Origin of the sequence: Pararhodobacter zhoushanensis (assembly GCF_025949695.1) — a bacterium.
Classification (GTDB): domain Bacteria; phylum Pseudomonadota; class Alphaproteobacteria; order Rhodobacterales; family Rhodobacteraceae; genus Pararhodobacter; species Pararhodobacter zhoushanensis_A.
In genome coordinates this window covers 3,155,708-3,180,247 of record NZ_JAPDFL010000001.1, presented here as the reverse complement: position 1 = coordinate 3,180,247, position 24,540 = coordinate 3,155,708, and the positions used below count along the sequence as shown (strand labels likewise).

Below are 24,540 nucleotides of genomic sequence, written 5' to 3'. Positions count from 1 at the left end.
CGGCAAAGGTCCGGGGAACCTTTGCCAGGGCACGAACGCTCCGACCTGCTCGAAGGTCACTCAGCGGCAGTTCGGACGAAAGCGTCACCGGCGACGGGATCATCTTCCCCCGAGGGGTCGGAATCTCCGATAGCCGGTTCGTCGCCGTCTTCCGCCGATTGCGCTTCGCCGCTGTCAGGATCGTCGTTCGAAGGCTCTTCATCCGCGGTGTCCGCATGGTCGACCAGTTCGATCTCCGGTGCGTCCTCTTCCGGCAGCGGCGGTGCTCGCAGCGGGTCCGGTAGCCAGCCGGTTCCGAAGCGCAGGTCCTCTGCTGCCGTCACCATCTCGGCCTTCTTCAGCCCCGCGATCCGATCAGCGGCGTCTTCGCCCTTCGCCTCGGACACGGCCTCGAGGATGCGGGCCTTGGTCACGCGGCCGAGGTAGCTGTCGCCTGTCGTTGTCCAGCCCGCCTTGGCCATGTCGAGGCCGACGGTCCCGGCCAGCACATCCGCATGCGCGATGGCGCGGGGACGGCGCTGGTAGGGATCGTGGACGGCATTCACGCTCATCGCCACGCAATGAGCGAAGAGCGCCTCGCGGCTGCAGCTGTCGAACTCGGTCAGCGCCTCCCAGAGCTCCTCGGATGCCTTCGGCAGGTTGCGCGCCCAGGTCTCGTGGCGCTGGTCGATGGCCTGCGCATAGGCCGTGTCGCCGAGACCCGGCACCTGCGATCCGAAGGCGGTATTGCGCGGTTCGATCTCGACGCAGCTGTCGACGGCGTAGCGATAGAAAAGCCGCAAGACCAACGCGTGCAGGGCCGCGAGAAAAGCGACCTGCGGATCCTGGGCCAGCGCATTGCGCAGCGCCAGGGTGCGATGGGCCGTCAGTTCCATCACGAGGCGGTCAGAAAGCGGCTTGAGGCCGTCATCCTCTTCCTCCTCGTCCGAGGCCGACGTAACGATGTTGTCGGTGTCCTCGGCCGGAGCCGTTTCCGGTGCGGCTTCGCCGATATCCTCCACCTCCTCGACTGGCTCATCCTCGGGCCGCACGTAGCCGCGCTCGACCCGCAGCCGCCCGGAACTGTCGATGCTGACGAAGGCCCCGGCCAGCGCGAGGTCGTCGGCTTCGAACCGGATCGGACGTGCCTCAAGTGCTTCCATCGCCTCCTCGATCTCGCCCAGCCGGGTATCGACGTCGTCGGGCAACTCGTCGGCCTCCGCATGCTCGGCCTCGAGCGCGTCGTATTCGGCCTTCAGCGCCTGGTAGCTGGCGGCTTCCTCGTCAGTCATCGGCACCGCTTCGCCATGAACCCGGCGCATCCCGAAGGTATGGCCGTAGGGGTATTCGTTATCGACCTCGACCCATTTCCAGCCCTCGGTGCGGACCGCCTCAGCCTCCTCGGCCAGTTTCTCGCGCACCATGACGTCGAGCAGGCTGGCGTCCTGCAGCCAGCCGCCGTCGTCCTGCTGGAACAGGTCGCGCAGGATCTCGCCTCCGGCCTCGACGTAGTCGTCGAGTCCGACGAACTGCGCCCGCTTATCCGAGGCCCGCACCGCGCCCTCGGTCAGCATTCGGCGGATTTCATAGGGCTGCCGGGAATAATGCCGCTGCAGTGCCTCCCAGACCTGCTCCTGCCGCGCGTGATCGGGGTTGACCGTGAAGGCCATGAGCTGGTCGAGGGTCATCTCCTCCTCGGCATAGGCGTCGAGCAGCGACGGCGCGACGGCAGCCAGCTTCAGCCGCTGCTTGACCACGCTGGCCGAGACGAAGAAGGCTGCGGCGATCTCCGCCTCGGTCCGGCCCTTCTCCCGCATCGCCTGGAAGGCGCGGAACTGGTCGAGCGGATGCAGCGGCGCACGCTGGACGTTCTCGGCGAGACTGTCCTCCTCGGCGAGGCCGTCGGTGCGCACGATGCAGGGCACCAGCGCGGTCTTGTTCATGCGCTTCTGCTTGACGAGCAGCTCAAGCGCCCGGAACCGCCGCCCACCGGCGGGGATCGTGTACATGCCGGTCTCGGCGCCGCTGTCGTCCAGCACGGGCCGCACGGTGATGGAGCTGAGCAATGTCCGCCGCGCGATGTCCTCCGCCAGTTCCTCGATCGACACGCCCGCCTTGACATGGCGCACGTTCGACTGGCTGAGCATGAGCTTGTTGAAGGGGATGTCGCGTGAGGCGCTGAGGGTGATTTTCTGTTGCTTGGTCATCGGGATATCTCCGCGACGGGCCAGCCGGGAGCCTCTCTCCCGACCTCCAAACCCGTCACGGAAAACCCGGCCAACTTTCACTCTCGAGGGCGGGACGGTTGAGGATAGGCGGAAGCTGCCACGCGGATGCATTGACTTCATACGGACTAAGCGGACCTACCCCGGAGGGCGGCTTTTGGGCCTACGAATACCGATGCTCTCCGAAAAAAAGCTTCTTTACGATACCTCTAATTCGTATACGCCATCAACAAAGTTTGAAATCGACTTGCGATCAAGATACAGTGAGCAGATCGCATCAATCTCCCCGCCCTTATGGTATCGAATTAGTGCCGGAAAAGGTAATCCCTTGGGGTAATCAATTTCTGACTTTTCGCAGAACCTCATAATTGATCTATTGATTTCATCAATCTCTTTATCGGGGTCTTTTGAGGAAAAACCGTATCTAAGGTGCTCAACAGTCTTCACTCGCGTGCGAAAGAGTCTTCTATACGAGTACTGAGTTTCAATCACTGGGAAGAAAAATACGATATCGTCTAGTCCGCGAAGACGCTTGAGAAGGTCAAGCTCGAAGTGCATCGATTGAGTGTCAAGTGGCTGAAAAACAACCGTTTTGGCGCTCCTTATTGCCAGCTCAACCTTCGCCCTCCACTCATCCTCGCCGTAGGTCAGGCCGCCCCCACCAGGAAGGTTGTTACCACCCTCAGAAATGTGAATTACACTGGCGGTAGTAAATGATCTAAACATATCATAGAGGCTTACCTCTGTCGGAAATATTGGAATCGATCGGGTTCGATCTGAAAAAGAAACATATACCGCATGTGGAAATTCAGGAAGTGAAAATATGCTTAACCTATTATCCAAAGAAAATGGGCGAAGCCAAAGAAGAAACTGGTCACCTGCCGCATCGACCTGAAAGTTTCTTACATCTAACCTTTTGGCGTTCTGATCGGCGATCCTAGATCTCCGGGTCTGTATGGCGATTTCGAACGGAATTGTAATTACACCAACAAAAAGAAAGTAATCAAGCCACGTTAGCATGATTGTGAAAGATGAATGAAAAAAATACAGACTTGGATTGTAGCCGAAGAGAAACACCGAAATGGGTGAAAATGGCGCAGGAGTTCCGGACGGTCCATTAGAAGATATGACTGATGCAAGAAACGGCAGCCCCATTGCCGCAAGAGCAATGTAAGAGAATATTGTTGGCCTTAACGAACCCAATTTTTCACCGTCCATTCTTCCCTAATTCTCTCCATGCGTCAAACTCAATTTGGGTGTTCCCGGAACATTAGCCATTCCACTTATTCGATGAGGATAACTAATAGTATTAGTGATTTGAAGATGTCGTGGTCATGACTAATCCTGGTATCTCGCTAAGCGGTTTGGTCTTCTGAGCGAGAATATATTCAAGAATCACGTATGATGATGCCCCAACTTCACAAAGTGCTCTGAGTGCTCTAGAGATCTTAATCCGCTTATCCATTTTTCTGGCACTGTGTATCGATGCAACAGTTTTTTGATCGGACAAGAGCAATGAACATGATGGTCGTATCGACAGAAACAGCCGTTTCTGAACCTCCTATCGTCATGCCGCCACGTTAGCAGGTTAGCCCGGAGAGAAACCATGGGCCAAGCAATAGTGGCGGTAGCACGCTTGAGGCGGGTCGCGGGAGCGACCGTTCGCTTCATCTGGACGAATTCGTGGTCAAGGCTCCTCGCTACCAGCGAACACACAGGTTTGGCGGTAGTGAAATGCCTTTACTGCCGTCGAACTAGGCGCCTACACCACCCTGTCCAACAAAGCCTTCGCCTTCCCCTCCATCACCAGCCGCGCATCCTGCTGCGGCTTCGACCGAGCCACCGCGGTGATCCCCTGCAGGAAGTCGAAGACACTTTCGGGCGGGCGGCCTTCCTCGGCCAGCACAGTCTCGATGATCCGCCCGGTTTCAGCCTTCGAAAACCCGCGCTTGCGCAGGAAATCCTGACGGTCCTCGTCGGACCGCGCGACGATCTTCTCGCGCGCCGCGCGGATGCCGTCGATGAAAGGCGCGGGCGAGGACTCGGCGAAGCGGCTCAGCGCCGGAGCAGCCTGATGTGCGAACCGGGAGGCGGCGTATTTGGAGTGCCGGATCGTGATCTCTTGGAAATCCTCGACGCCCCAGAGGTTGCGGTTCTGACACACCGCACGCAGATAGAAGCTGGCGATGCCGAGCGTCTTGGCGCCGACCTCGGAATTCCAGCAGTAGAACCCCCGGAAGTAGAGGTCGGGCGAGCCATCGGGCAGCAGGCCCGCTTCGATGGGGTTCAGATCGTCGACGAGGAACAGATAAACGTCGCGGTCCGAGGCGTAGAGCGTCGTCGTCTCCTTCGTGACGTCCACGCGCGGGTTGTAGATGCCGGTGGACCAGTCGAGGACGCCGGGGACCTTCCAACGCGTGTCGCCTGTCCCGTTGCCCGCGATGCGCTGCACGGCGGAGACCAGTTCATGGTCGTAGATGCGGCCATAATCGGGGCCGGTCACGGCGCGCAGTTCCGTGCGGCCATTCGCGACTTCCATGGTCTTGATCTGCTCCGCGCGGTGGTTGGTCAGGCCGTATTGCAGGTTGATCCCCGCCAGCGGCGCGGGCAGTTGCCGCAGATAGGCCGCGGGCGCACCGACGAGGCTCGAGAGCTGGCCAAAGGACCAATGCGTCGGCGCGATGGTTTCATCCGCACCGGGCAGGACCAGCCCCAGCTTTTCCGGGTTGTCCCGATGCGCCTCGACCCGGATCGCGGCGCTTTCCACTGTCCGCGTCCGGCTCCGCTCCGCCCGGCCCTTGACCGAGGCGAACAGATCGTCGAGCGACAGATACCGCTCGTCATCCGGCCGGGAGAACCATTCGGACGACACGCGGTCCACATTCGTGCCGCGCGACACATCCACCTTGTAGCCGCCGCTGATGTCACGCCCGGCATCGATAATTTCGGTATTCATGGGTTTTCTCCCGCGACGGGCGGCCGAAAGCCTCTCTCTCGACCTCCAAACCCGTCACGGCGAAAGCCGCCGAACTCTTGCTCTTTTTTACGCAATCGTTGAGAATCCAGAGACCTCAACGCGACGGATAGCTCACGCGTCGAAATTCTCGCTCTGACTTTTCCTCCACAGGCAGCCCGGCCAGTCTGGAAGCTATCTTCGTCTGGTTGAGCGTCGCAGCCGTTCTAAGCGCTTGATTGCGCTATGAACCGCGACAGGGCCTCGCGTCGCGCAGCTCGATCCAGAGCGTAGGCAGTGTGTCTGAACTCGACGCCGTCAAGGAGGCCTTGGATATAGCCTGCAATTGTATCCGCAGCCATTATGAGGACGCTGTCAACCGAGTGGATGTACTTGCTTGTAATCGATCCCGTCGAATGGCCGACGAGGGCAGCAATTGTGCTTTCTGTGAAGCCAAGATCATTTGCAGTGCTGGCGAAGCTGTGTCGAAGGATGTGAGCGGTGAAATTGGGAAGCTCGGAGCCGCGGAAGATCCTGTTCCATTGGTTCGGAAAGCTCCCGAAGGTTTGTGACCCTCGTGTTCCAGGAAACACGTAGTCGCCAGAAACCGTCTTTCGGCGTTCTTCGAGCAATTCGATGACAGGTAGTCCGATCGGTCTTGTCGATGCACCTTCCTTTGAGTCCGCAAGACGCAGGCAGCTGTTCTCAAAATCGACTTCGCTCCATTTCAGGCCAAGTATCTCGCCGCGTCGACAGCCGGTGAGCGCGAGAAGCCGTGTGATAGCGATTGTAGGAGCGAGTTCATGGTCCTCGCCAGCCTCGCGAAGCATCCTGCCAAGCACACGGTATTCGTCATCGCTCAAGCGCCGATCTCGCACCTGATCTTTCGGCTTTCGAATACCATGGGCGACGTTGTGTTCGATGATCCCGATGTTAATTGCATAAGTAAGCATCGAGCCTGTCAGGCCGACGCATTTGCTCGCCGTTCCACGACCGCCGCGCAGAATAGAAACACTTCGCTTCTTGCCAGTCTTTTTGACAGCGCGCGTTTTCCCGGCAATCACGTCGTTCATCATTTTCGTCACGTCTGCCTTGGTGAGGTCACGCACGCGGCGTTGGCCGATCAGGGGGATGATGTGTCCGTTCAAAGCACCGATGTTCGTATAAATCGTGGACGGTCGCTTTGGGCGTCCGCCTTTGCCCATGATTAGCCCGGCTTCCATGGCCTTGACGTATTGCTCGGCCAGTTCCTTTACGGTCATCGCTTTGCGATCGAGCTGCCGGTTCTCGGCAGGGTTCTCACCGCGGGCGACCTGGCCGAGCTGTGCCATCGCTTCCCTTCGGGCGGTCTCGGGCGTCCAGACTCCATGAAGGCCGATCGCGTAGCGCCGCGAACGACCGGCTGCACGATACTGTATCACGTAGCTGCGTTTTCCTGAAGCGAACACGCGCAGCCCGAAGCCAGGCAACTCATCATCCCATACGACATAGTCCTTGTCGCGGATCTCGACCGCATCGACGAAACGTTTCGTAAGTTTTGCCATCCGAATTCAGACCTTTCCGATCGGCCGACAGCCTTCTCACGTAAGCACTACGTAAGCACACGGGCGAAAGCTGCGACCTGTTTCTGGATAGAAGCTTCGGAACAGCGAAACGGAAATACAAATATATTCAGTATCTTATCGTGCTCCGTCGCGCTCTATCGCGCAATTAGGAAAGGTGTCAATAGCGCCTCCGAAGGCAGAGGTCAGAGGTTCGAATCCTCTTGGGTGCACCATTCCCCTTGCAATTCCAAGATGTTGGGCGATCGCCTGCAGGGATAACGCATGTCTTGTGATCCGTGGATCTGCGACCAGCCCGTCCAGAAACCGGGCCAACACGCCCATGGCGCGCCATCGCCTCTCAAAGCGTTGGGTGAAGCCAGGCCGCTTACCACGCGTCGATCATCGACCGGCGGGGTGCCATGGCTTTTGGCAAAGAAGGGGTGACGCTGCGCTGTCTGCGCGTCGGTCAGCCAAAAACTAGAGTGCTTACCGGCAGGTCTCATCGCGGAACCTGAATCACGCAGGGCGGTCAAAATCAGCAGGTCCTGAGCCTAGAAACTTCTGGCACTCGGCGATATCGTGTCAGGGGTTCGGGCGCGCACTTGCCACAACGCTGGATCGACCGGGAATCCGCGCCCGTCACGCGGTTCTAGTAAGGAACACATCGCATGCCCGATATGAGCCAGCCCAGACGGGAAGAGCCGGATGCAGCCGATGCCCGTTTGCACCATTTGCCGGCGATGGTGTCCTTCGACAACGTGCTCGTCCAAGGGTACGCGCGCGCGTTTTCTCCCGGCGTGTTCTGGCCGAATTTTCAGGCTGACGGCCTTCAACGGCACTTTCGCAACGGCGCTCCGATTTGCGAACGGCCAGAGCCGCCTGAAGAGCCGCCCGTTCGGTTCCGCGGTGAGGCGGTTTTCCTGGGGGCAAACGGTTCTCATTTCGGCCACAGCTGTGCGGAAATCGTGCCGCGCTTCCTGCAAAGCAAAACAGACCACCCCGACCTGCCGTTCATTTTGACGGGAAGGCTGGGCCATGCAGAGGAAACGACGCCGACGCCGGTGATGTCTGCGCTTCTTGGCTGGTTCGGGATCGATCAACAGCGCGTCAAGATCATCACTGCGCCGACGGTTTTTGACCGGCTGCATGTAGCGGCACAGGCCGAACACCTGAACGGCGCGCGACCGTATGACGCGTATCTTGACCTGCTCGATGCTCTCTACGTTCGGAATGGTCTGGAAAGTATCGATAGCGACTACGTTTACGTTTCGCGCGCGCAACTGCGGCCCGGTTACGGGATCCACGCCGGTGAAAGCTATCTTTGCACGTTGCTTGAGGCCGCTGGCGTCAGAATTCTCTATCCGGAACGCAGTCCGTTGCGCCTGCAACTCGCGCTGTACGCCGGTGCCAAGCGGTTGATCTTTGCCGAAGGGTCTGCGCTTCACGGGCGCCAGCTTCTCGGCCGTTTCCCGCAGCACATAGACATTCTGGAGCGGCGCAAGAAAAAGAAGAAATTCGCCGTCAATCAGCTCGCCCCACGATGTGATGCGTTGACCTATGTTTCTGCCACGGCGCGGAATCTGACATTCAAGACCGATACCGGTGACGGCGATCTGTTTCGCGCGCTCGCCCTTTATGATGTCGACGCCGTCCTGACGTATTTCGACGCCATCGGTTTGCCCTTGAAACGCCTGTGGGATCAGACCGCCTTCGCGAAAGCGCAGGACGACGCGATCCTGGCGTGGGTCCGCGGAATCCACGGTCTGCGCAACAAGAACCATCCGGCAACGGGCACCGGAGACGACGTGATCGACCAACTGAAGGACGCGGGTCTTGGCCATCTTGAGGCTGACGTAAGACAGATTGTTGCCGGCGTGACGCGTATCGACTGAGCGCCCTAACCTCAGCCAGCGACGGCGCAGGTGCTGACCGCGACCACCGGGAAAAGCGTGAAGCCGACCGAGATCAGACCGATCCACGCGCCATAGGTGATCAGCCGGTCCTCGGGTGCCATCGGCGGGCGGGGACGGCGCACAAAGATCAGGGCGGCGGCGACAAGGGCGACGACCAGTGCGCCGATCAGCGCCGCGTCATGCAGCGGTCCCAAAGGGGTTGCCACGCCCGGCCAGCCCCGTGCGCAACCGATCCCGTGCAGCGCATAGACCGCCGAGAAGCCCGCCGCCCAGACCAACGGCCCGGCGATGACGCGCAAAAGCCAGATCACGACAGGACCTCTTGCGCGACGACGAGCAGGGCGAGGATCGCCACAGTAATCAGCGTGAAATCCTGCCACAGCCGCCAGAGGGACCGGCTTGCCGCTGCCGTCGCGGGGGCTCGTGTCCGGGCGATCAGCGCCAGCAGCACAGCGATGCCGATATGCAGCGCCGCATAGCCCGTGGCCGCCGCGCGCAAGGCATCGCGCGCGTGGCGCGTGGGGTCGTCCAGCAGCCACGCCACGCCCAGCACCGTGACCAGCGCCACAACGCCCGCCAGCGCAGCGGGCAGCGGTCCCCGGCTCCAGCGGGAAAGCCCCGAGGCCACGGCCAGCGCGCTCAACGTCCCGCCGCCAAGCACCAGCGCGCCAAGGCCGAGCCCGCTGTCAGGGGGCGGCCATCCCGGGGCGATCACGCTCAGAAACCCCAGCGCAAACAGGAATGAACCGAACAGCGAGGCGTCAGCGATGATCAGCGCGATCATGCCGCTGCGGGTCAGCGACCCCTCGACGCCTGTCTGATCGGGCAGGGTTTGTCCCGGTGTCACCTCGATCTGCGCCGGGCGCAGATCGCGGCCAAACCGGTGCCACGTCCAGCCGCAAACCAGCACGCCGAGTAACGCTGCACAGGCGAGAATATACGCCCCGAACAGCATGAGCAGCACAAAGACGCCCACCATTGCCGCCGTCACCACCGGCAGCAGGGTATTCCCCGGCAGGACCGCGACATGCTGGGCTTTGCCCTCAAGGGAAGAGACCGCCAGAACCTCGCGCCGACCCCGCGGCGCGCCCGGCAGCGCCCCCTCACCGCGCGCGAGCGCGACGGCTGAGATGTCGGTCGAAACGGGCAGGGCGGCGATGTTGTAGCTGGGCACCGGCAGAGCCATTTTCCATTCCAGCGTGTTCGCCTGCCACGGATCGCGCGTGCTGCGCCGACCGAAGAGGGCGTGCAGCAGCAGATCCAGCGCGAAAAGCACAAAGCCGATCGACATCATGAAGCTGAAAACTGTGCTGATGAGGTTCGGCAAGGCCCATTCGGGGTTGTCGGGATAGACCGGGATGCGCCGGGGCATGCCCAGAAGGCCGGTCAGGTGCATGACAAGAAAGGTGCCGTGAAAGCCGATGAAGATCAGCGCAAAGGCGACTTCGCCCACCCCGCGCACCCGGACCCGGCCCGACATCAGCGGCAGCCAGTAGACGGCGGCGGCCATCATCGGAAAAACGAACCCGCCGATCAGCACGTAATGCAGGTGTGCCGTGACAAAAGCGGTGTCATGTGCTTGCCAGTTGAAGGGCACGACCGCCAGCATCACGCCGGTCAGCCCGCCAAGGACAAAGGTGCCAAAGAAAGCCAGCAGGTGCAGCATCGGCAGGGTCAGCCGGGGCGTGCCCTTCCACATCGTGCCGGTCCAGGCAAAGATCTGCACCGCCGTCGGCACCGCCACCAGCGTTGACGCAGCCGAGAAGAACGCCAGCGCCATCTGCGGAATGCCCACGGTGAACATGTGGTGGACCCAAAGCCCGAAGCTGAGAAAAACCAGCCCGACGATGGCGGCAACAATGGCCTCGTACCCCAGGATCTTGGTTCGGCACATCACCGGCAGGATGGTCGAGATCGCACCGGCAGCGGGCAGGAAGATGATATAGACCTCAGGGTGGCCGAAAAGCCAGAACAGGTGCTGCCACAGCAGACTGTCGCCGCCCCGCGCCACGTCGAAGAACGGCCAGTCAAAGGCGCGCTCGAGCTCCAGCAGCACCGATCCCAGAATCAGCGGCGGAAACCCGGCCAGCATCATCGCCGAGGTGCCCAGCATGTACCACGCAAAGAGCGGCATCTGCGTCAGCCGCATCCCCGGCGCGCGCAGGCGCAGGATGGTGACGGTGATCTCGACAGCGGCGGCGATGGCCGAGATTTCGACAAAGGTGACGCCCAGCAGCCAGACATCGGCATTCACACCCGGCGTGTAGGTGCGCGACGACAGCGGCGTGTACATGAACCAGCCGCCATCGGGGGCCATGCCGGCGGCCAGCGCGACCAGCAGGATCAGGCCACCGAACAGATAGCACCACCAGCCAAAGGCCGAGAGGCGGGGAAAGGCCATGTCGCGCGTGCCCAGCATCTTGGGCAGCAGATACATCGACAGCCCCTCGAGCATGGGAATGGCGAACAGGAACATCATGATGCTGCCGTGCATCGTGAAGATCTGGTTATACAGCGCGGTATCCAGAAACGCGCCCTGCGGCGTGGCCAGCTGGGTGCGGATCAGCATGGCAAGGATGCCGCCGATGCCGAAATAGATCCCGGCCAGCGCCATGAAGCGCATTCCGATCTCGGAATGGTTGACCGAGGTCAGAAAACCCTTGAGCCCCGGCGGGCGGCTCCAGACGCGTTCCATCTCGCGGTGCAGGGGCAGGGCGCGTTGCGGTGGGTGGGGGATCAGCGTCATTCGTCGGGTTCCCCGGCCTGTGCTGCGGGGGCGGTCTCGCCCCGGTTGGTGAACTGCGCGGGCACGTCATCGGGCGGATAGGCCAGCACCTCGAACAGCATGTCTGCGTAGCCCACGCCCGAGAATTCGGCCGAGCGCCCCTGATAGACACCCGGCTCGGGCGCCTCAAAGCGCAGGCGGTTCTCATGCCCGGGGATCGCGTCCAGCTTTCCGGCAAGCTGCGGCACCCAGAAACTGTGGATCACGTCCTCGGTGCGGATCATCACCTCGACGGGCACGCCTGCGGGGATGTACAGCCGCCCCTGCGTTTCGACCGGCGCGCCATCGGGGCCGGGTTGCACGAAGCGCCACTGCCATTGGCTGGCGATGGCCTCGACCCGCACCGTGGCGCTCTGGTGGCGGGCGATCAGCCGGTCGCCGGTGATGATCGCAGCGGCAAGCAGAACGCTCAGGATGGAAAAGCTGAAACCCAGCCCCATGCCATGCGTCCAGAAACGGTCGGACAGCGGGCGCCGGTTCTTGCGGAACGCCAGACCCAGCAGGGCAAACACCATGAGCGAAATGGCCACACTGCCCGCCAGCATGATCCACCACAGGGTGGCAATCGCCTCGGCCTCGGGCCCGCGCGGGGCAAGGGTTGACAGGGCGCCCTCGCATCCGGCCAGCATGAAGGGAACCAACAGCGCCGCACCCCGTTGACTGTACACACGCGCCGACCGGGCGCTGGCCCGCGCCAACAAAGGTTCCCCATGCCCCCACGCCGCCGCTTCCGCGATCCGATCCATCACCACCGCGTCTTTCATCTGACCGAGTCGCGCGTCGCCATCGCCGGCCACCCGGTTCACGCGATGCTGGTGGCATTCCCCATTGCGCTGGGTTTTTCCACGCTGGCAGCAGATGCGCTCTACTGGTGGAGCGGGGATGATTTCTGGCTGCGGGCCGGGCTGTGGGCGGCGGGTGGCAGTTTCGTCATGGGCATTCTGGCTGGTCTGACCGGCCTTGCCGAATTGCTGCTGGTGGCCGGTATCCGCATCCGGGCCGCCAGCTGGACGCATTCCATTCTGGCGGTGATGCTGCTGGGGCTTTTGGGGGTGAACTGGGGCCTGCGACTGCAGGGCGGTGATATCCTGCCCTGGGGTGCCTTGCTGTCGGCGCTGTCCGCCGCGCTCATCGGCATGACAGGCTGGCACGGTGGCAAGCTGGTGTTCGACTACGGTCTGGGCGGGCACGAGGCTCATGGCGCGGCCCCCTCGCGTACCGACAAAAGCTGAGCCGGGAGAAGATCGCTCAGCGTGGCGGCCTGCGGTTTGATCAGCGCAAGGCCGATCACCGCGCAGATCAGCGGCACCAGCGCCAGACCTGCGAAGGGCGCGGTGAACCATTTGCTGCGCCGCTCTTCGCCCGACCGCTGGATCAGATGGCCCAGCCACGTATGAACCAGCACCATCCCGGCGACGAAGGCGAGTTTCAGCAAGAGCCAGGGCTCGAAGATCCCCGCCGCGAAACAAAGCGCTGTGCCCGACGCGATGGCGATCAGCGCGGCGGGCGTGACGAACGAGATATAGGTGACATGGGTGAACAGGCGATATTCGACGTAATCGTCCTCATCATTGGTGGTGCCGAACACCAGCATCAACAGCGCCAGCGCGATCAACCCGGCCGCCCAGCAGCTGATCCCGGCCAGATGCACGAATTTCAGGGCAGCGATCATGCGGCCGCGCTCCGCCGCCAGGCGCGCACCAGCGTGAGGGCGACACCCGCCGACATCAGCACCATGCCCGGCACCCACATCACCAGACCCGCGGCCTGTTGATCGGCCAGCGCCGACAGTCCCCAGAGGTCGGTCGTGGCAAGATGCTCGCCGTACAGCGGGCGTGGGGCAAAGGTCAGCAGTGCGCCCAGCAGGCTCATCACGCTGCCCAGACCCAGCACGAACGCCGTATCCGCCAGCACCGAGTCGCCGCGCGCCTGATCGGGGGCCAGCACGGCGGACCAGAAGCTCCAGCCGCCGACCAGCAGCGCGCCTTGCAGCGCCCAATAGGCCGCGTGACTGTCCCAGGCGAGCGTATAGGCCGCAGGCAGGTGCCAGAGCACCAGCGCCGCCACTGTCATCAAAAAGCCGGGCACGCGGCCGGGCCAGCGCAGCGGCCAGCCGATGGCCAGCGCAGGCGTGGCGAGGGCAAGAAGGACAAGGTGATGACCGGTGCGTGCCAGAAACAGCGCCGTCGTCAGCGCGCAGAGCGGCGAGACGAAGGCGATGACCAGTCCCGCCCAGCCCAAAGCAAAGGCTCCGCGGTGGGTGGCGCGCCACAGACCGGCAGCCAGCAACGCGGTCAGGAGGGCCACCAGCACCGGCGACAGGTTCCAGTCGAGCCAAAGCGCGCCGGGCGAAGGGGCCGGGCCGCAATACGGAACAGGCTGAGAGAACCGCCCAGGCGTGTCAGGAAAACTCAGCTGTTCCATAGGCGCACCAACTTTCGGCGGTCAGGTCGGTTCGGCGGACGCGGGATACCGCGCGCGGTATCAAGGCAACCCCGCATCTGCGCGATTGTTCCGTGCGATCACCCACAATCCTGATGGTTGGTGTGGTGTCGCCGTAGATGGGGCGAATCCAGCGCGATTTGGTGGGGTGCGGGACAGATCGGGCGGACTTCCGCCTGCCCGGCTGGACCCGTCGCGTGCACAGGCGTTTAGGCTCTGCGCGGCGGGAACTTCCGGGCAGCAGCATTGTTCAACCGGTACATGCACTGCCAAGCACCACAGTCACACATGCCGACACAGGGGGTTCTGCCATGAACTGGTTGGAAATCGAAAAGCGATGGGCCGAGATGACGCTTCGCGCATCCCCGCCGGGATCCATCACGGTGATCCGGGATTCCACAAGCATCACCAGCCGCAGGCAGCAAACGGCGATGCCACGGCCGGAGGCAGCAACACTGCACGCCGTAGCTGCTGACAAATGAGGGGGTCGCCCCGGAAACGCCCTGCCGCATGGCAGGGCGTTTTGCACGCCGTACTGCCCAGCGCGCGCGGCCCTGCACTGTGGGATGATACCGCGCCGATCCGCAGCGATCTGTTCGGCGTCGAGCGGCTTGAACACCACGCCATCAGTCTGGCCGCCGAACAGCCCATCGCACACCGCCCCGTGGCTGTGCCCAACCTTGCCCGGCGGCTGCGCGACAACGCGGCCGAGCTGCTCTCGGCCTATCAGTTCAGCGCCGATGCCCTGCGGCGCGGCGAGACGGTCGCCCCGGCAGCGGAATGGCTGCTGGACAATTACCATCTGGTCGAACTGCAACTGCGCCAGATCACCCAGGATCTGCCCGCCGGCTACTACCGCCAGCTTCCTAAACTGGCCTCAGGCCCTTTCGCCGGCTACCCGCGCGTCTTTGGCATTGCCTGGGCCTATGTCGCGCATACCGACAGTTTGGTCGCGGGGTCTGTCCTCGCGCGGTTTGTCGCGGCGTATCAGACGGTTCAGCCGCTCACCATCGGTGAACTGTGGGCGCTGGCCATCACCTTGCGCATCGTTCTGGTCGAGAACATGCGCCGCATTGTCGTGCAGATCACCCGCGCCCATGCGCTGCACGGGGCGGCGGATGCTCTGGTTGACAGCGTGCTGGGCGATGCCGAGCGCGCGCCGACACCCCTGCATCAAGCCGTCGCCCCCTATGAAGCCGCGCCTTTGCCCGATTTTCTGGCCGCCCAGATCGGCAACCGGCTGCGCGGGTTCGACCCGGATACGACGCCGCTGTTGCCGTGGCTGCATGATCGCTTGCGGCGTCAGGGCACCACTCTGGACGCGGTTGTCGAACGGGTGCAGCACGAACAGAGCGCCGCGAATGTCACCATGCGCAATCTGGTTGCCAGCATGCGCGTGCTGTCTGAACTGGACTGGGCCGAATTCTTTGAGCAGGTCAGTCTGGTTGACGCGCTGCTGCGCCAGACCACCGGTTTCGACGCGCTGGATTTTGCCACGCGCAACCGCTACCGCGATGAAATCGAAACGCTGGCCCGCCACGCGCCGCACGACGAGATCGCCATCACGCAGGCGCTTGTGACGCAGACTGCCGCCGGGTTGAACGCGCGAGAGCGCGATTCGGGGCACTGGTTGATCGGGAAGAACCGTCAGCCGTTTGCCGCCAGCATCGGCTACACACCGCCCGCAAGCCTGCGTCTGTCGCGCAGCGTGGCGCGGGTCGGGCTCGGCGGGTATCTGGCGTCGTTGGGGGTGGTGACACTGGCGCTTATCGCCCTTGTGCTGCCCCTGGTTGCGGCCGGGCTGTCGGTCTGGCCGCTCCTCGGGCTGGGGGTGCTCTTGTTGATGCCCGCAGCCGAGGCGGCAACGGCGCTGGTCAACCTGCTGGTCACGCGCCTGAAGGCCCCCCAGCGCCTGCCAGCGCTCGATCTGTCTGAGAGTATCCCCGATGATTACCGCACGCTGGTGGCCGTTCCGGTCATCCTGTCGGGCACAAACGCCCTGACCGAGATCGTCGAGCGGCTGGAAGTGCACTATCTGGCCAGCGCGCCGGGCGCTGTGCATTACGCCATCCTTTCGGACGGTCCCGACAGTGACGCTGCCGACACGCCGGGTGATGACGCGCTGCTGAGCGCCGCGCGCGCCGCGATTGCTGCGCTGAACGCACGCTACCCCAACGGCACAGGCAACCGCTTCCTGTTCCTGCACCGCGCGCGCAAACATAACCCCGGCGAGTCCCGCTGGATGGGCTGGGAGCGCAAGCGCGGCAAGCTGGAAGAGCTGAACCGGCTGCTGCGCGGCGCGACTGATACGGGCTTTTTGCCCGGCGATGCCCCGGTCCCGCACGATATCCGCTATGTGATCACCCTCGACGCCGACACGCGCCTGCCGCGCGACACGGTGCACCGCCTGATCGGCAAGATGGTCCACCCGCTCAACCGGCCGGTGTTTGATCCCGCCGTGCAGCGCGTGACCGACGGCTACGGCATCCTGCAGCCGCGTGTCACCCCGGCGCTGCCGATGGGGGCAGCGGGTTCGATGTTCCAGCGGCTGCAGTCCGGCAATGGCGGGATTGATCCCTATGCTGCTGCGGTTTCGGATGTGTATCAGGATCTGTTTGGCGAAGGGTCTTTTGCGGGCAAGGGCATTTACGACGTCGACGCGTTCACGGCGGCGCTGGCCGGGCGGGTGCCCGAAAACACGATGCTGAGCCACGATCTGTTCGAGGGCGTCTATGCGCGCGCCGCGCTGGCCTCGGATATCGAGGTGATCGAGGATTTCCCCTCGCGCTACGATGTCGCCGCCAAGCGCCAGCATCGCTGGGTGCGCGGCGACTGGCAGCTTTTGCCGTGGATTACCGGGCGTCGCGGCGATGGCGTGCCGCCGCTGGGCCGCTGGAAGCTGATCGACAACCTGCGCCGCTCGCTGACCGCGCCGCTCACGCTGCTGGCGCTGGTCGCGGGCTGGGCCTTGCCACTGCCGGTCGCGCTGGTCTGGACAGGGGTGTTGCTGGGGCTGCTGGCCGTCCCTTATGTGTTGCCGCTGCTCTCGACGCTCATCCCCGTGCGGCGCTCGCAGTTTTCGCCCCTGCAGCTCAACGCCTATGGCCGCGATGTGCTGTCAGCGGCTCTGAACCTTGCGCTGTCTGTCTTGCTGTTGCCCTATACGGCGGTGCTGATGATGGATGCGATCCTGCGCACCCTCTATCGCCTCGGCGTATCGCGTCGTCATTTGCTGGAATGGGTCACCGCCGCCTCGGCCGAAGGGGCGCCGCGTCTCGGCACCTTTGGCCAGTACCGCCTGATGCTGGGCGGGATTGTCGTGTCGATCACGCTTGTCGCCGTGATCTTGGCCGTCAACCCACCGCTTTGGCCGCTGGCGCTGAGCTTCCTTGCCCTCTGGCTCAGTGCCCCGGCGGTTGTGCGGCGTCTCAGCGCGCCGGGGGCCACGCAGGTGGCCGAGCCTCTGAGTGCGCCCGACAGTCTCGCCCTGCGGCAGATTGCGCGGCGCACGTGGCAGTTCTTTGAAACCTTCGTAACGCCGCAAGAGCACTATCTGCCGCCCGATAACTTTCAGGAAACGCCGCGCCCGGTGGTGGCGCATCGCACCTCGCCGACGAATATTGGTCTGTACCTGTTGTCCACCGTGACCGCCCGCGACATGGGCTGGATCGCACAATCGACCGCACTCACCCGGCTTGAGGATACCCTTGCCACGATGCAGCGCATGCCGCGTCATCGGGGACATTTCTATAACTGGTACGACACCCGCGATCTGCGGGTGCTGACACCGCCTTATGTGTCATCGGTAGACAGCGGAAATCTGGCCGGTCATCTGATTGCGGTCGCGCAAAGCTGTCGCGCATGGGGCGAGCAGCCGGTCACGGACGACGTGCTGCGCGATGGATTGACCGATGCGCTGGGCCTTCAGGGCGCCCCGGTCGCGGGCAAGACCGCCGCATTTGCCGCAGCACTGGCCGCCGGTGCTGGTGCGGACCACCTGCTGTCGCTGGCCGATGCGATGGCAACCGATGCAGACGATGATAGCGCCGACTGGGTCGCCGCGATCCGGCAGCGCCTGCGCGATCATATCGGGGACAGCACGGACCTTGCCCGGCTCGCGCGGATCGAGGCGCTCTGCCGCCGCTTCGCGATGGAGATGGATTTCGCCTTCCTCGTCGATCCCGAGAAGAAGCTGCTCTCCATCGGTTATGCCGCCGATACCAACCGTCTTGACCCCAATTGCTATGACCTGCTCGCCTCGGAAGCCCGGCTGGCCAGTCTGTTTGCCATCGCCAAGCGCGATGTCGAGACCCGTCACTGGTTCCGGCTGGGCCGCACCGCCACCCCGGTCGGCACTGATACGGCGCTGATCTCGTGGTCGGGGTCGATGTTTGAATATCTGATGCCGTCGCTGGTGATGCGCGCGCCTGCCGGCTCGCTTTTAGAGCGCACCAACCGCGCCATCGTCGCGCGTCAGCAAGCCTATGGAAAGGCCAAGGATATTCCGTGGGGCATTTCCGAATCCGCCTTCAACGCCCGCGATCTGGAAATGACTTATCAGTATTCAAACTTTGGCGTGCCGGGGCTGGGCCTGAAACGCGGCCTGAGCGAGGACCGCGTGATTGCCCCCTATGCCACCGGTCTGGCCAGCATGGTCGACCCCGTCGGCGCTTTGCACAACTATCACGCGCTGGCCGCGCTGGGCGCCGAAGGCCGCTATGGGTTCTATGAGGCGCTCGATTTCAGCCCTTCGCGCCTGCCCGCCGGGGCCAAGGTCGCCATCGTGCGCAATTACATGGCGCATCATCAGGGGATGACGATCACCGCCATCGCGAACACGGTGCGCGACGGGTTGCTGCGCGCGCGGTTCCACGCCGACCCGATGGTGCAATCGGTCGAGCTGTTGCTGCAAGAGCGGGTGCCGCGCCACGCCGTCGCCGCGCCGCCGCGCGCCGAGGATGTGCTCGTTGGCCCCAAGACGGTGGAAACGACGCCGGCCTTGCGGCGCTTCGACCGGCCCGCAGACACCATCCCCACCGCGCATCTGCTGTCGAACGGGCGCTATGGCGTCATGCTCACCCCGCCGGGTGGCGGTTACAGCCGCTGGGGCAACTTGGCGATCACGCGTTGGCGGCCCGAAACGACGCAGGACGCACCGGGCACGTTCCTCTATGCCCGCGATGTCGCCACCGGCAAGACATGGTCCGCCGCGATGCGCCCGCTGCCGCAGACGGGTGGCACGCACAGCGCGGTGTTCTGCGAGCATCATGCCGAGTTCACGCACAAGGACGCGGGCCTGACCACAACCACCGAGGTCGTCGTGTCCGCCGAGGATGACAGCGAAGCGCGCCGCGTGACGCTGACCAACACCGGCCATCAGGCGCGCGAGATCGACCTGACGTCCTACGCCGAACTGGTGCTGGCCCCGCAGGCGGCGGATCTGGCGCATCCGGCGTTTTCCAAGATGTTCGTGGTCACCGATCACTTTCCCGAACTGGGCGCGATCATCGCCACCCGCCGTCCGCGCTCTGGCAACGATGCCTCGGTCTGGGCGGCGCATATCGCCGTGGTCGAGGGTGCGGAAACCGCGCCCATGCAATACGAGACCGACCGCGCCCGCTTCATCGGCCGGGGGCGCTCGATGGCCAATCCGGTGATGGCTGACGCGCCGCTATCAAGCACCACCGGCACCGTGCTGGACCCGATTTTCGCGATCCGCCGCCGCGTCAGGGTGCCAGCAGGCGGCATGGCGCGCGTGACCTTCTGGACCATCGTCGCCCAGACCCCTGCCGCCTTGCTCGACCTGCTTGAACGGCACCGCGACCCGTCGGCCTTTGGCCGCGCCAGCACGTTGGCCTGGACCGAAGCGCAGGTGCAGTTGCGGCATCTGGGCATAACGCATGCGCAGGCCGCGGATTTTCAGCGGCTGGCCGGGATGATCCTGCGCAACGACTCGCGCCTGCGTCCGGGCTCAGAGCGGATCATCGCCGGGGCCGGGCCGCAATCGGGGCTTTGGGCGCACGGTATCTCGGGCGATCTGCCGATCGTGTTGTTCCTGATCGACGATGCGCAGGACGCAGGCGCGCTGCGCGAGGTTCTGGCCGCGCATGAATACTGGCGGGCGCGGCAGATGGCGGTTGATCTGGTCATCGTGAATGACCGCTCGTCCAGCTATGTGCAGGATCTGCAGATCCTGATCGAGGCGGCGGTGCGCTCGGCCGGAACGCGGCCCCGCGCCTCGGACACGCGGGCAGATGGCACGGTGCATGTGCTGCGCTCGGATCTGATGATGGCACCCACGCGCGCCTTGCTGATGGCCGTGGCGCGGGTTGTACTGGTGGCCAGCCGCGGCTCGATTGGCGCGCAGCTCGGTGCCCTGCGACGCGTGGCGCAACAGGCGGCTGCCGAGATGGCCAGACCGCGCGAAAAGGCGGTCCCCGCCCTGCAACCGGCATTGCAACCCGACGAGCTCGATGACCCCGCACAGGATCTGGAGTTCTTCAACGGCACCGGCGGCTTTGCCAAAGACGGGCGCGAATACACCACGCTTTTGCGCGACGGCACCAACACGCCCGCGCCCTGGATCAACGTCATCGCGAATCCGTCCTTCGGCTTTCAGGTTTCGGCCGAGGGCAGCGGGTTCACCTGGTCGGAAAACAGCCGCGAGAACCAGTTGACGCCCTGGTCCAACGACCCGGTCACCGATCCGGCGGGCGAGGCGCTCTATCTGCGCGATCTCGACAGCGGCGAGGTCTGGACCCCCACCGCCCAGCCGATCCGCGGGCCGGGAACCTATACCGCCAGCCACGGCTTCGGCTACAGCCGGTTCTCGTATGCGCGGGGCGGCATCGCGTCGACGCTGACCCAGTTCGTGCCGCTGAACGATTCGGTCAAGGTCTCGCGGCTGACGCTGACCAACACCGGCCAGACCCCGCGTCGCATTTCCGTGACCAGTTATGCCGAATGGGTTCTGGGCACCTCGCGCAGTGCCACGCTGGCCCATGTGACCACCGAACGGGACCCCGAAACCGGCGCGCTGATGGCGCGTAACCCTTGGGCGACGGCCTTTGCCGGGCGCGTCGCCTTTGCCGATATGGGCGCGCAGGTTACCGGCTACACCGCTGACAGGGCCAGCTTTTTCGGCCATCTGGGCGGACGCTCGGCCCCGATGGGCCTGGGCAAACCGCTTGACGGCGTGGTCGGGGCCGGGCTCGACCCCTGCGCCGTGCTGCAACGCGAGGTGAGCATTGCGCCCGGACACTCGGTGGATGTGGTCGTCCTGCTCGGCCAATGCGAAACGATCGAGGACGCCCGCGCGCTGATCCAGCGGATGCGCGACAGCCCTGTCGACGCGATGCTGGACGCGGTCATGCAGCATTGGACCGGCCTCCTGGGGGCGGTGCAGGTCAAGACGCCGGACCGCGCGATGGACATCATGCTCAACGGCTGGCTGCTCTATCAGACGCTGGCCTGCCGGATCTGGGCGCGCGCCGGGTTCTATCAGGCCAGCGGGGCTTATGGGTTCCGCGATCAGCTGCAAGACGGCATGGCGCTGTCCTTCAGCCGACCCGACATGACCCGCGACCACCTGGTACGCGCCGCCGGGCGGCAGTTCCCGGAAGGCGACATGCAGCATTGGTGGCTGCCGCATTCGGGGCAGGGCGTCCGCACCCGCATCTCGGATGACCGCGTCTGGCTGGGCTACGGCGTGTCGCAATACATCGCGGTGACCGGAGACGCGGCAATTCTGGATGAGGTCATTCCATTCATCGAAGGCCCCGAACTGGCCCCCGGCGCGCATGATGATTTCTTCGCGCCGACACAATCGGACGAGGCCGCCAGCCTGTACGAACACTGTGCCCGCGCGCTTGATCAGGCCATCGCCCTGACCGGCGAGAACGGCATGCCGCTGATCGGCACCGGCGACTGGAATGACGGGATGAACCGGGTCGGGGAAGCGGGGGAGGGGACGTCAGTCTGGCTCGGCTGGCTGCTGATCGCCACGCTGCGCCGCATGGCCCCCTTCGCCCAAGCGCGTGGTGATGCGCGGGCAGAGCGCTGGCTGGAGCACGCAAACCGCGTCCATGAAGCGATCGAGAGCAAGGCATGGGACGGCGCCTGGTATCGGCGCGGCACCTTCGACGATGGCACGCCCTTGGGATCGGCCGAGTCCGACGAATGCCAGATCGACAGCATCGCGCAGTCGTGGTCGGTGCTGTCGGGGGCGGGCGACCCCGAGCGGGCCAAAACCGCGATGGAGTCGGTCACAACGCACCTGATCCGCCCTGATCCGGGCATCGCGCTGCTGTTCACCCCGCCCTTTGACCGCACACCCAAAGACCCCGGCTATATCAAGGGCTACCCGCCCGGCTTGCGCGAGAATGGCGGCCAGTACACGCACGCGGCGCTCTGGGCCATTCTGGCCTTCGCCCGGCAAGGCAACGGCGCGGCGGCACAGTCCCTGTTCGCCCTGCTCAATCCGGTCAACCACGCCCGCACGCCCGACGAGGCCGCGCGTTACAAGGTCGAACCTTATGTGATCGCTGCCGATGTCTATTCCACCGAACCCCATGCCGGGCGCGGCGGGTGGACGTGGTATACCGGCTCGGCGGGGTGGATGTACCGGGCGGGGATCGAGGGGATCCTGGGGCTGACCCGGCAGGGCGATGCGCTTACGCTCGATCCCTGCCTGCCGCCGGACTGGCCCGAGGTGAGCCTGCGCGTCACGCTGGGTGACATGGTCGTGACGGTGGTGGTGCGCAACACCGGCGGCAAGGGCCGGGGTGTCAGCGCGGCGGTGCTGAACGGCGCGGCTTTGCCCGTTGCAGACGGCGTCCTGACGCTGCCCGTCCAGCCCGGCTCACAGGATCTGGTTGTCACGCTTGGCTGAGGCGACGCGGCGCAAGGCCCCGCGCAGTGCACGCGCGGTCAGCCCGCGATCATCCTTATAACCCATGCGGGCCATCGCCTCATCTTCCTGCGGATGCGGCGCGGCTGTCAGCGACGCCGCCAGCAATCGGGCCTTGCCGCTCAGCGTGGGCGACAGGTTTGCCAGCTCTTGCAGCGCGGGCAAGAGGACGCGCTCGATTGCGTCAAAGTCGCTGTCAAAGGGGAAATCGGGCAGCGCCGCGCGGTGCGGCACAAGCCAGTCGGCGACCGTCTGCGGCAGGTTGCGCCGATGCGCGGGCGGGATCTGATAGTCCTTTGGCAGTTTGCCCGCCGCCTTGGCCTTGGCCATCAGGTCGGCCTGAAAACGGCTGTCGGTGATCGCCAGCAGGGCGGCGATCACCTCGGCATCCGTCCGGTCGCGCAGGTCGACGATGCCATATTCCGTCACCACGATATCGCGCATGTGGCGCGGCACGGTGACGCTGGGCAGCGCCCAGCTGATGTTGCTTTCGACCTTGCCATGGCTGATCCGCGTCGCGGCAAGCGTGATGATCGAGCGCGCGCCGTCCAGCGCGAAGGCCTGCTCGATGAAGTTGAACTGCCCGCCGACACCGCTGACAACCTGACCGTCCTTGACGCTGTCGGACATCACGTCCCCCAGCGCCGAGACTTTCATCGCCGCGTTGACAAAGCGTGCGTCGGTCCGTGCCGCGCGCTTTTGCGCCTCGTCGCCGTAGAGCGCATTGGTGAAGCTGACCGGCATCATGCCAATCTTCGCGCGCCGTTCGGGCGGCAGGCTGCGCAGGTTGGCGTAGAAATCCCGGGTCTCGACAAAGAAACCGGCGTGGATCGCACAGCCGTCCACCTCGCGCCGGATCGCTTTGGCCTCGAACAGCGCCATCAGCCCGGCAACCAGCATTTCGGTCACGCAGTAGAGGCCGTCCGCGAAGGGTGCGCCCGCGTCCTGCATGACGGGGAAGGGGCAGTCGGCCTGAACAGCTGCGGCCTCGCCCCGGTCGCGCAGCAGCAAGGCATTGGCGACGGTATCGCCAAGGGTTCCGATGCCGATCTGCAAGGTACCACCGTCAACGATCAGCCGCGCGACATGCAGGCCGATGGCGTGATCCTCCAGCGCAAGGGGGCGGCGGGGGGCCGAGAACAGCTCGAACGGCTGAACGGGGTCCAGCACAAGATCGACCTCATCGACACGCAGGGTTGCGCCCGGACCCTGCAGGAACGGCAGCTGTGGATGGGTCTCGAAGACGGTGATGAAATCGGCCTCGCCCTGCGCCCGGAAGCGGAACAGATCGGCCGAGATATCGGTGTTCGACGACAGGCTGAAGCGCCCGTCTTCTTCGGCCACCAGCTGCATCAGGACATTGGGCTTTTGGCGCAGCAAGACGTCGCGCGCATGGGTGTAATTGGCCGAGATATAGGCCTGCTGCGCCGCCTCATGGCCCAGCCAGCGCCCGGCCAGCATGAAGAATTCGCTGACCTTGATGTTGGGCGGCAGCGTGCCCTCGCGCCTCAGGCGGGCATAGAGGATCTCGGGGTAGGCACCGAAAAGCCGGTCCATCGCCGGTTCCAGAAACCGCCGTTCCACGTCCGAGCCGGGGGCAGGTCGCTCTAACGTCAGGGCTGTGAAGATCGCAAGCGTCACGCCGGGATCGTCACAGGCGGCCTGCACCAGCGCATTGAGCAGCGTGACCGGCTTGCCCAACCCCAGCGGCAGCGCCAGACGGATATCGCCACCCGTCCGCGCGATGATCTCGCGGACGATGGCATCGGCGTCGGTGTCACGTTGCACGGA

Annotated in this window: 14 protein-coding genes; 4 read left to right on the top strand and 10 right to left on the bottom strand. The window is 64.2% G+C overall.

From position 1 onward, the window contains the following. Positions 1–56: 56 nt before the first annotated feature. From OKW52_RS15855 to OKW52_RS15840, 4 genes are all read right to left on the bottom strand, one after another. On the bottom strand, positions 57–2,186 hold the full coding sequence (locus OKW52_RS15855; protein WP_264506573.1) for a ParB/RepB/Spo0J family partition protein: 2,130 nt from the start codon (positions 2,184–2,186) through the stop codon (positions 57–59). 216 nt (positions 2,187–2,402) lie between these two features. Further along, on the bottom strand, positions 2,403–3,422 hold the full coding sequence (locus tag OKW52_RS15850) for a hypothetical protein (RefSeq protein WP_264506572.1): 1,020 nt from the start codon (positions 3,420–3,422) through the stop codon (positions 2,403–2,405). Positions 3,423–3,966: 544 nt separating this feature from the next. Beyond that, complete coding sequence (locus tag OKW52_RS15845) at positions 3,967–5,160, bottom strand: DUF932 domain-containing protein (RefSeq protein WP_264506571.1); 1,194 nt, start codon at positions 5,158–5,160, stop codon at positions 3,967–3,969. 224 nt (positions 5,161–5,384) lie between these two features. After that, complete coding sequence (locus tag OKW52_RS15840) at positions 5,385–6,701, bottom strand: tyrosine-type recombinase/integrase (protein ID WP_264506570.1); 1,317 nt, start codon at positions 6,699–6,701, stop codon at positions 5,385–5,387. Positions 6,702–7,369: 668 nt separating this feature from the next. Here OKW52_RS15840 and OKW52_RS15835 point away from each other — a divergent pair. Further along, entirely contained in the window at positions 7,370–8,593 is a 1,224-nt protein-coding gene (locus OKW52_RS15835; protein WP_264506569.1) for a glycosyltransferase 61 family protein, read from the top strand. Between the two features lie 11 nt (positions 8,594–8,604). Here OKW52_RS15835 and OKW52_RS15830 read toward each other — a convergent pair whose 3' ends face one another. The 3 genes from OKW52_RS15830 to OKW52_RS15820 are packed head-to-tail and all read right to left on the bottom strand — an operon-like array spanning position 8,605 to position 12,028. Continuing rightward, the gene (locus OKW52_RS15830) at positions 8,605–8,925 is read right to left on the bottom strand and encodes a hypothetical protein (RefSeq protein WP_264506568.1); all 321 of its coding nucleotides are present in this window, start codon (positions 8,923–8,925) and stop codon (positions 8,605–8,607) included. Next, the gene (ctaD, locus tag OKW52_RS15825) at positions 8,922–11,360 is read right to left on the bottom strand and encodes a cytochrome c oxidase subunit I (protein WP_264506567.1); all 2,439 of its coding nucleotides are present in this window, start codon (positions 11,358–11,360) and stop codon (positions 8,922–8,924) included. The genes OKW52_RS15830 and ctaD overlap by 4 nt, the downstream gene beginning before the upstream one ends. Then, positions 11,357–12,028: a cytochrome c oxidase subunit II gene (locus OKW52_RS15820; RefSeq protein WP_264506566.1), complete on the bottom strand. Its 672-nt coding sequence runs from the start codon at positions 12,026–12,028 to the stop codon at positions 11,357–11,359. The genes ctaD and OKW52_RS15820 overlap by 4 nt, the downstream gene beginning before the upstream one ends. An 81-nt stretch (positions 12,029–12,109) precedes the next feature. Between OKW52_RS15820 and OKW52_RS15815 the strand changes: the two genes are divergently transcribed. Then, positions 12,110–12,631: a DUF2231 domain-containing protein gene (locus OKW52_RS15815; RefSeq protein ID WP_264506565.1), complete on the top strand. Its 522-nt coding sequence runs from the start codon at positions 12,110–12,112 to the stop codon at positions 12,629–12,631. On the opposite strand, the gene OKW52_RS15810 is transcribed toward OKW52_RS15815, so the two are convergent. Together OKW52_RS15810 and OKW52_RS15805 are read right to left on the bottom strand one after the other, a co-directional pair. Beyond that, complete coding sequence (locus OKW52_RS15810) at positions 12,595–13,071, bottom strand: CopD family protein (RefSeq protein ID WP_264506564.1); 477 nt, start codon at positions 13,069–13,071, stop codon at positions 12,595–12,597. The genes OKW52_RS15815 and OKW52_RS15810 overlap by 37 nt on opposite strands. After that, positions 13,068–13,823 carry a cytochrome c oxidase assembly protein gene (locus tag OKW52_RS15805; RefSeq protein WP_264506563.1) on the bottom strand — a complete coding sequence of 252 codons (756 nt, stop codon included), beginning with the start codon at positions 13,821–13,823 and terminating at the stop codon, positions 13,068–13,070. The genes OKW52_RS15810 and OKW52_RS15805 overlap by 4 nt, the downstream gene beginning before the upstream one ends. A 329-nt stretch (positions 13,824–14,152) precedes the next feature. On the opposite strand from OKW52_RS15805, the gene OKW52_RS15800 reads away from it, so the two are divergent. After that, positions 14,153–14,323, top strand: a complete 171-nt coding sequence (locus OKW52_RS15800) for an SH2 domain-containing protein (protein ID WP_264506562.1) — start codon at positions 14,153–14,155, stop codon at positions 14,321–14,323. A 41-nt stretch (positions 14,324–14,364) separates the two neighbouring features. Next, the gene (locus tag OKW52_RS15795) at positions 14,365–22,731 is read left to right on the top strand and encodes a GH36-type glycosyl hydrolase domain-containing protein (protein WP_264506561.1); all 8,367 of its coding nucleotides are present in this window, start codon (positions 14,365–14,367) and stop codon (positions 22,729–22,731) included. Here the strand turns inward: OKW52_RS15795 and OKW52_RS15790 are convergent. Continuing rightward, a complete protein-coding gene (locus OKW52_RS15790; protein WP_264506560.1) occupies positions 22,702–24,537 on the bottom strand; it encodes an acetyl-CoA hydrolase/transferase C-terminal domain-containing protein in 1,836 nt (611 codons plus the stop codon). The two genes, OKW52_RS15795 and OKW52_RS15790, sit on opposite strands and share 30 nt — an antisense overlap. Positions 24,538–24,540: the final 3 nt, after the last annotated feature.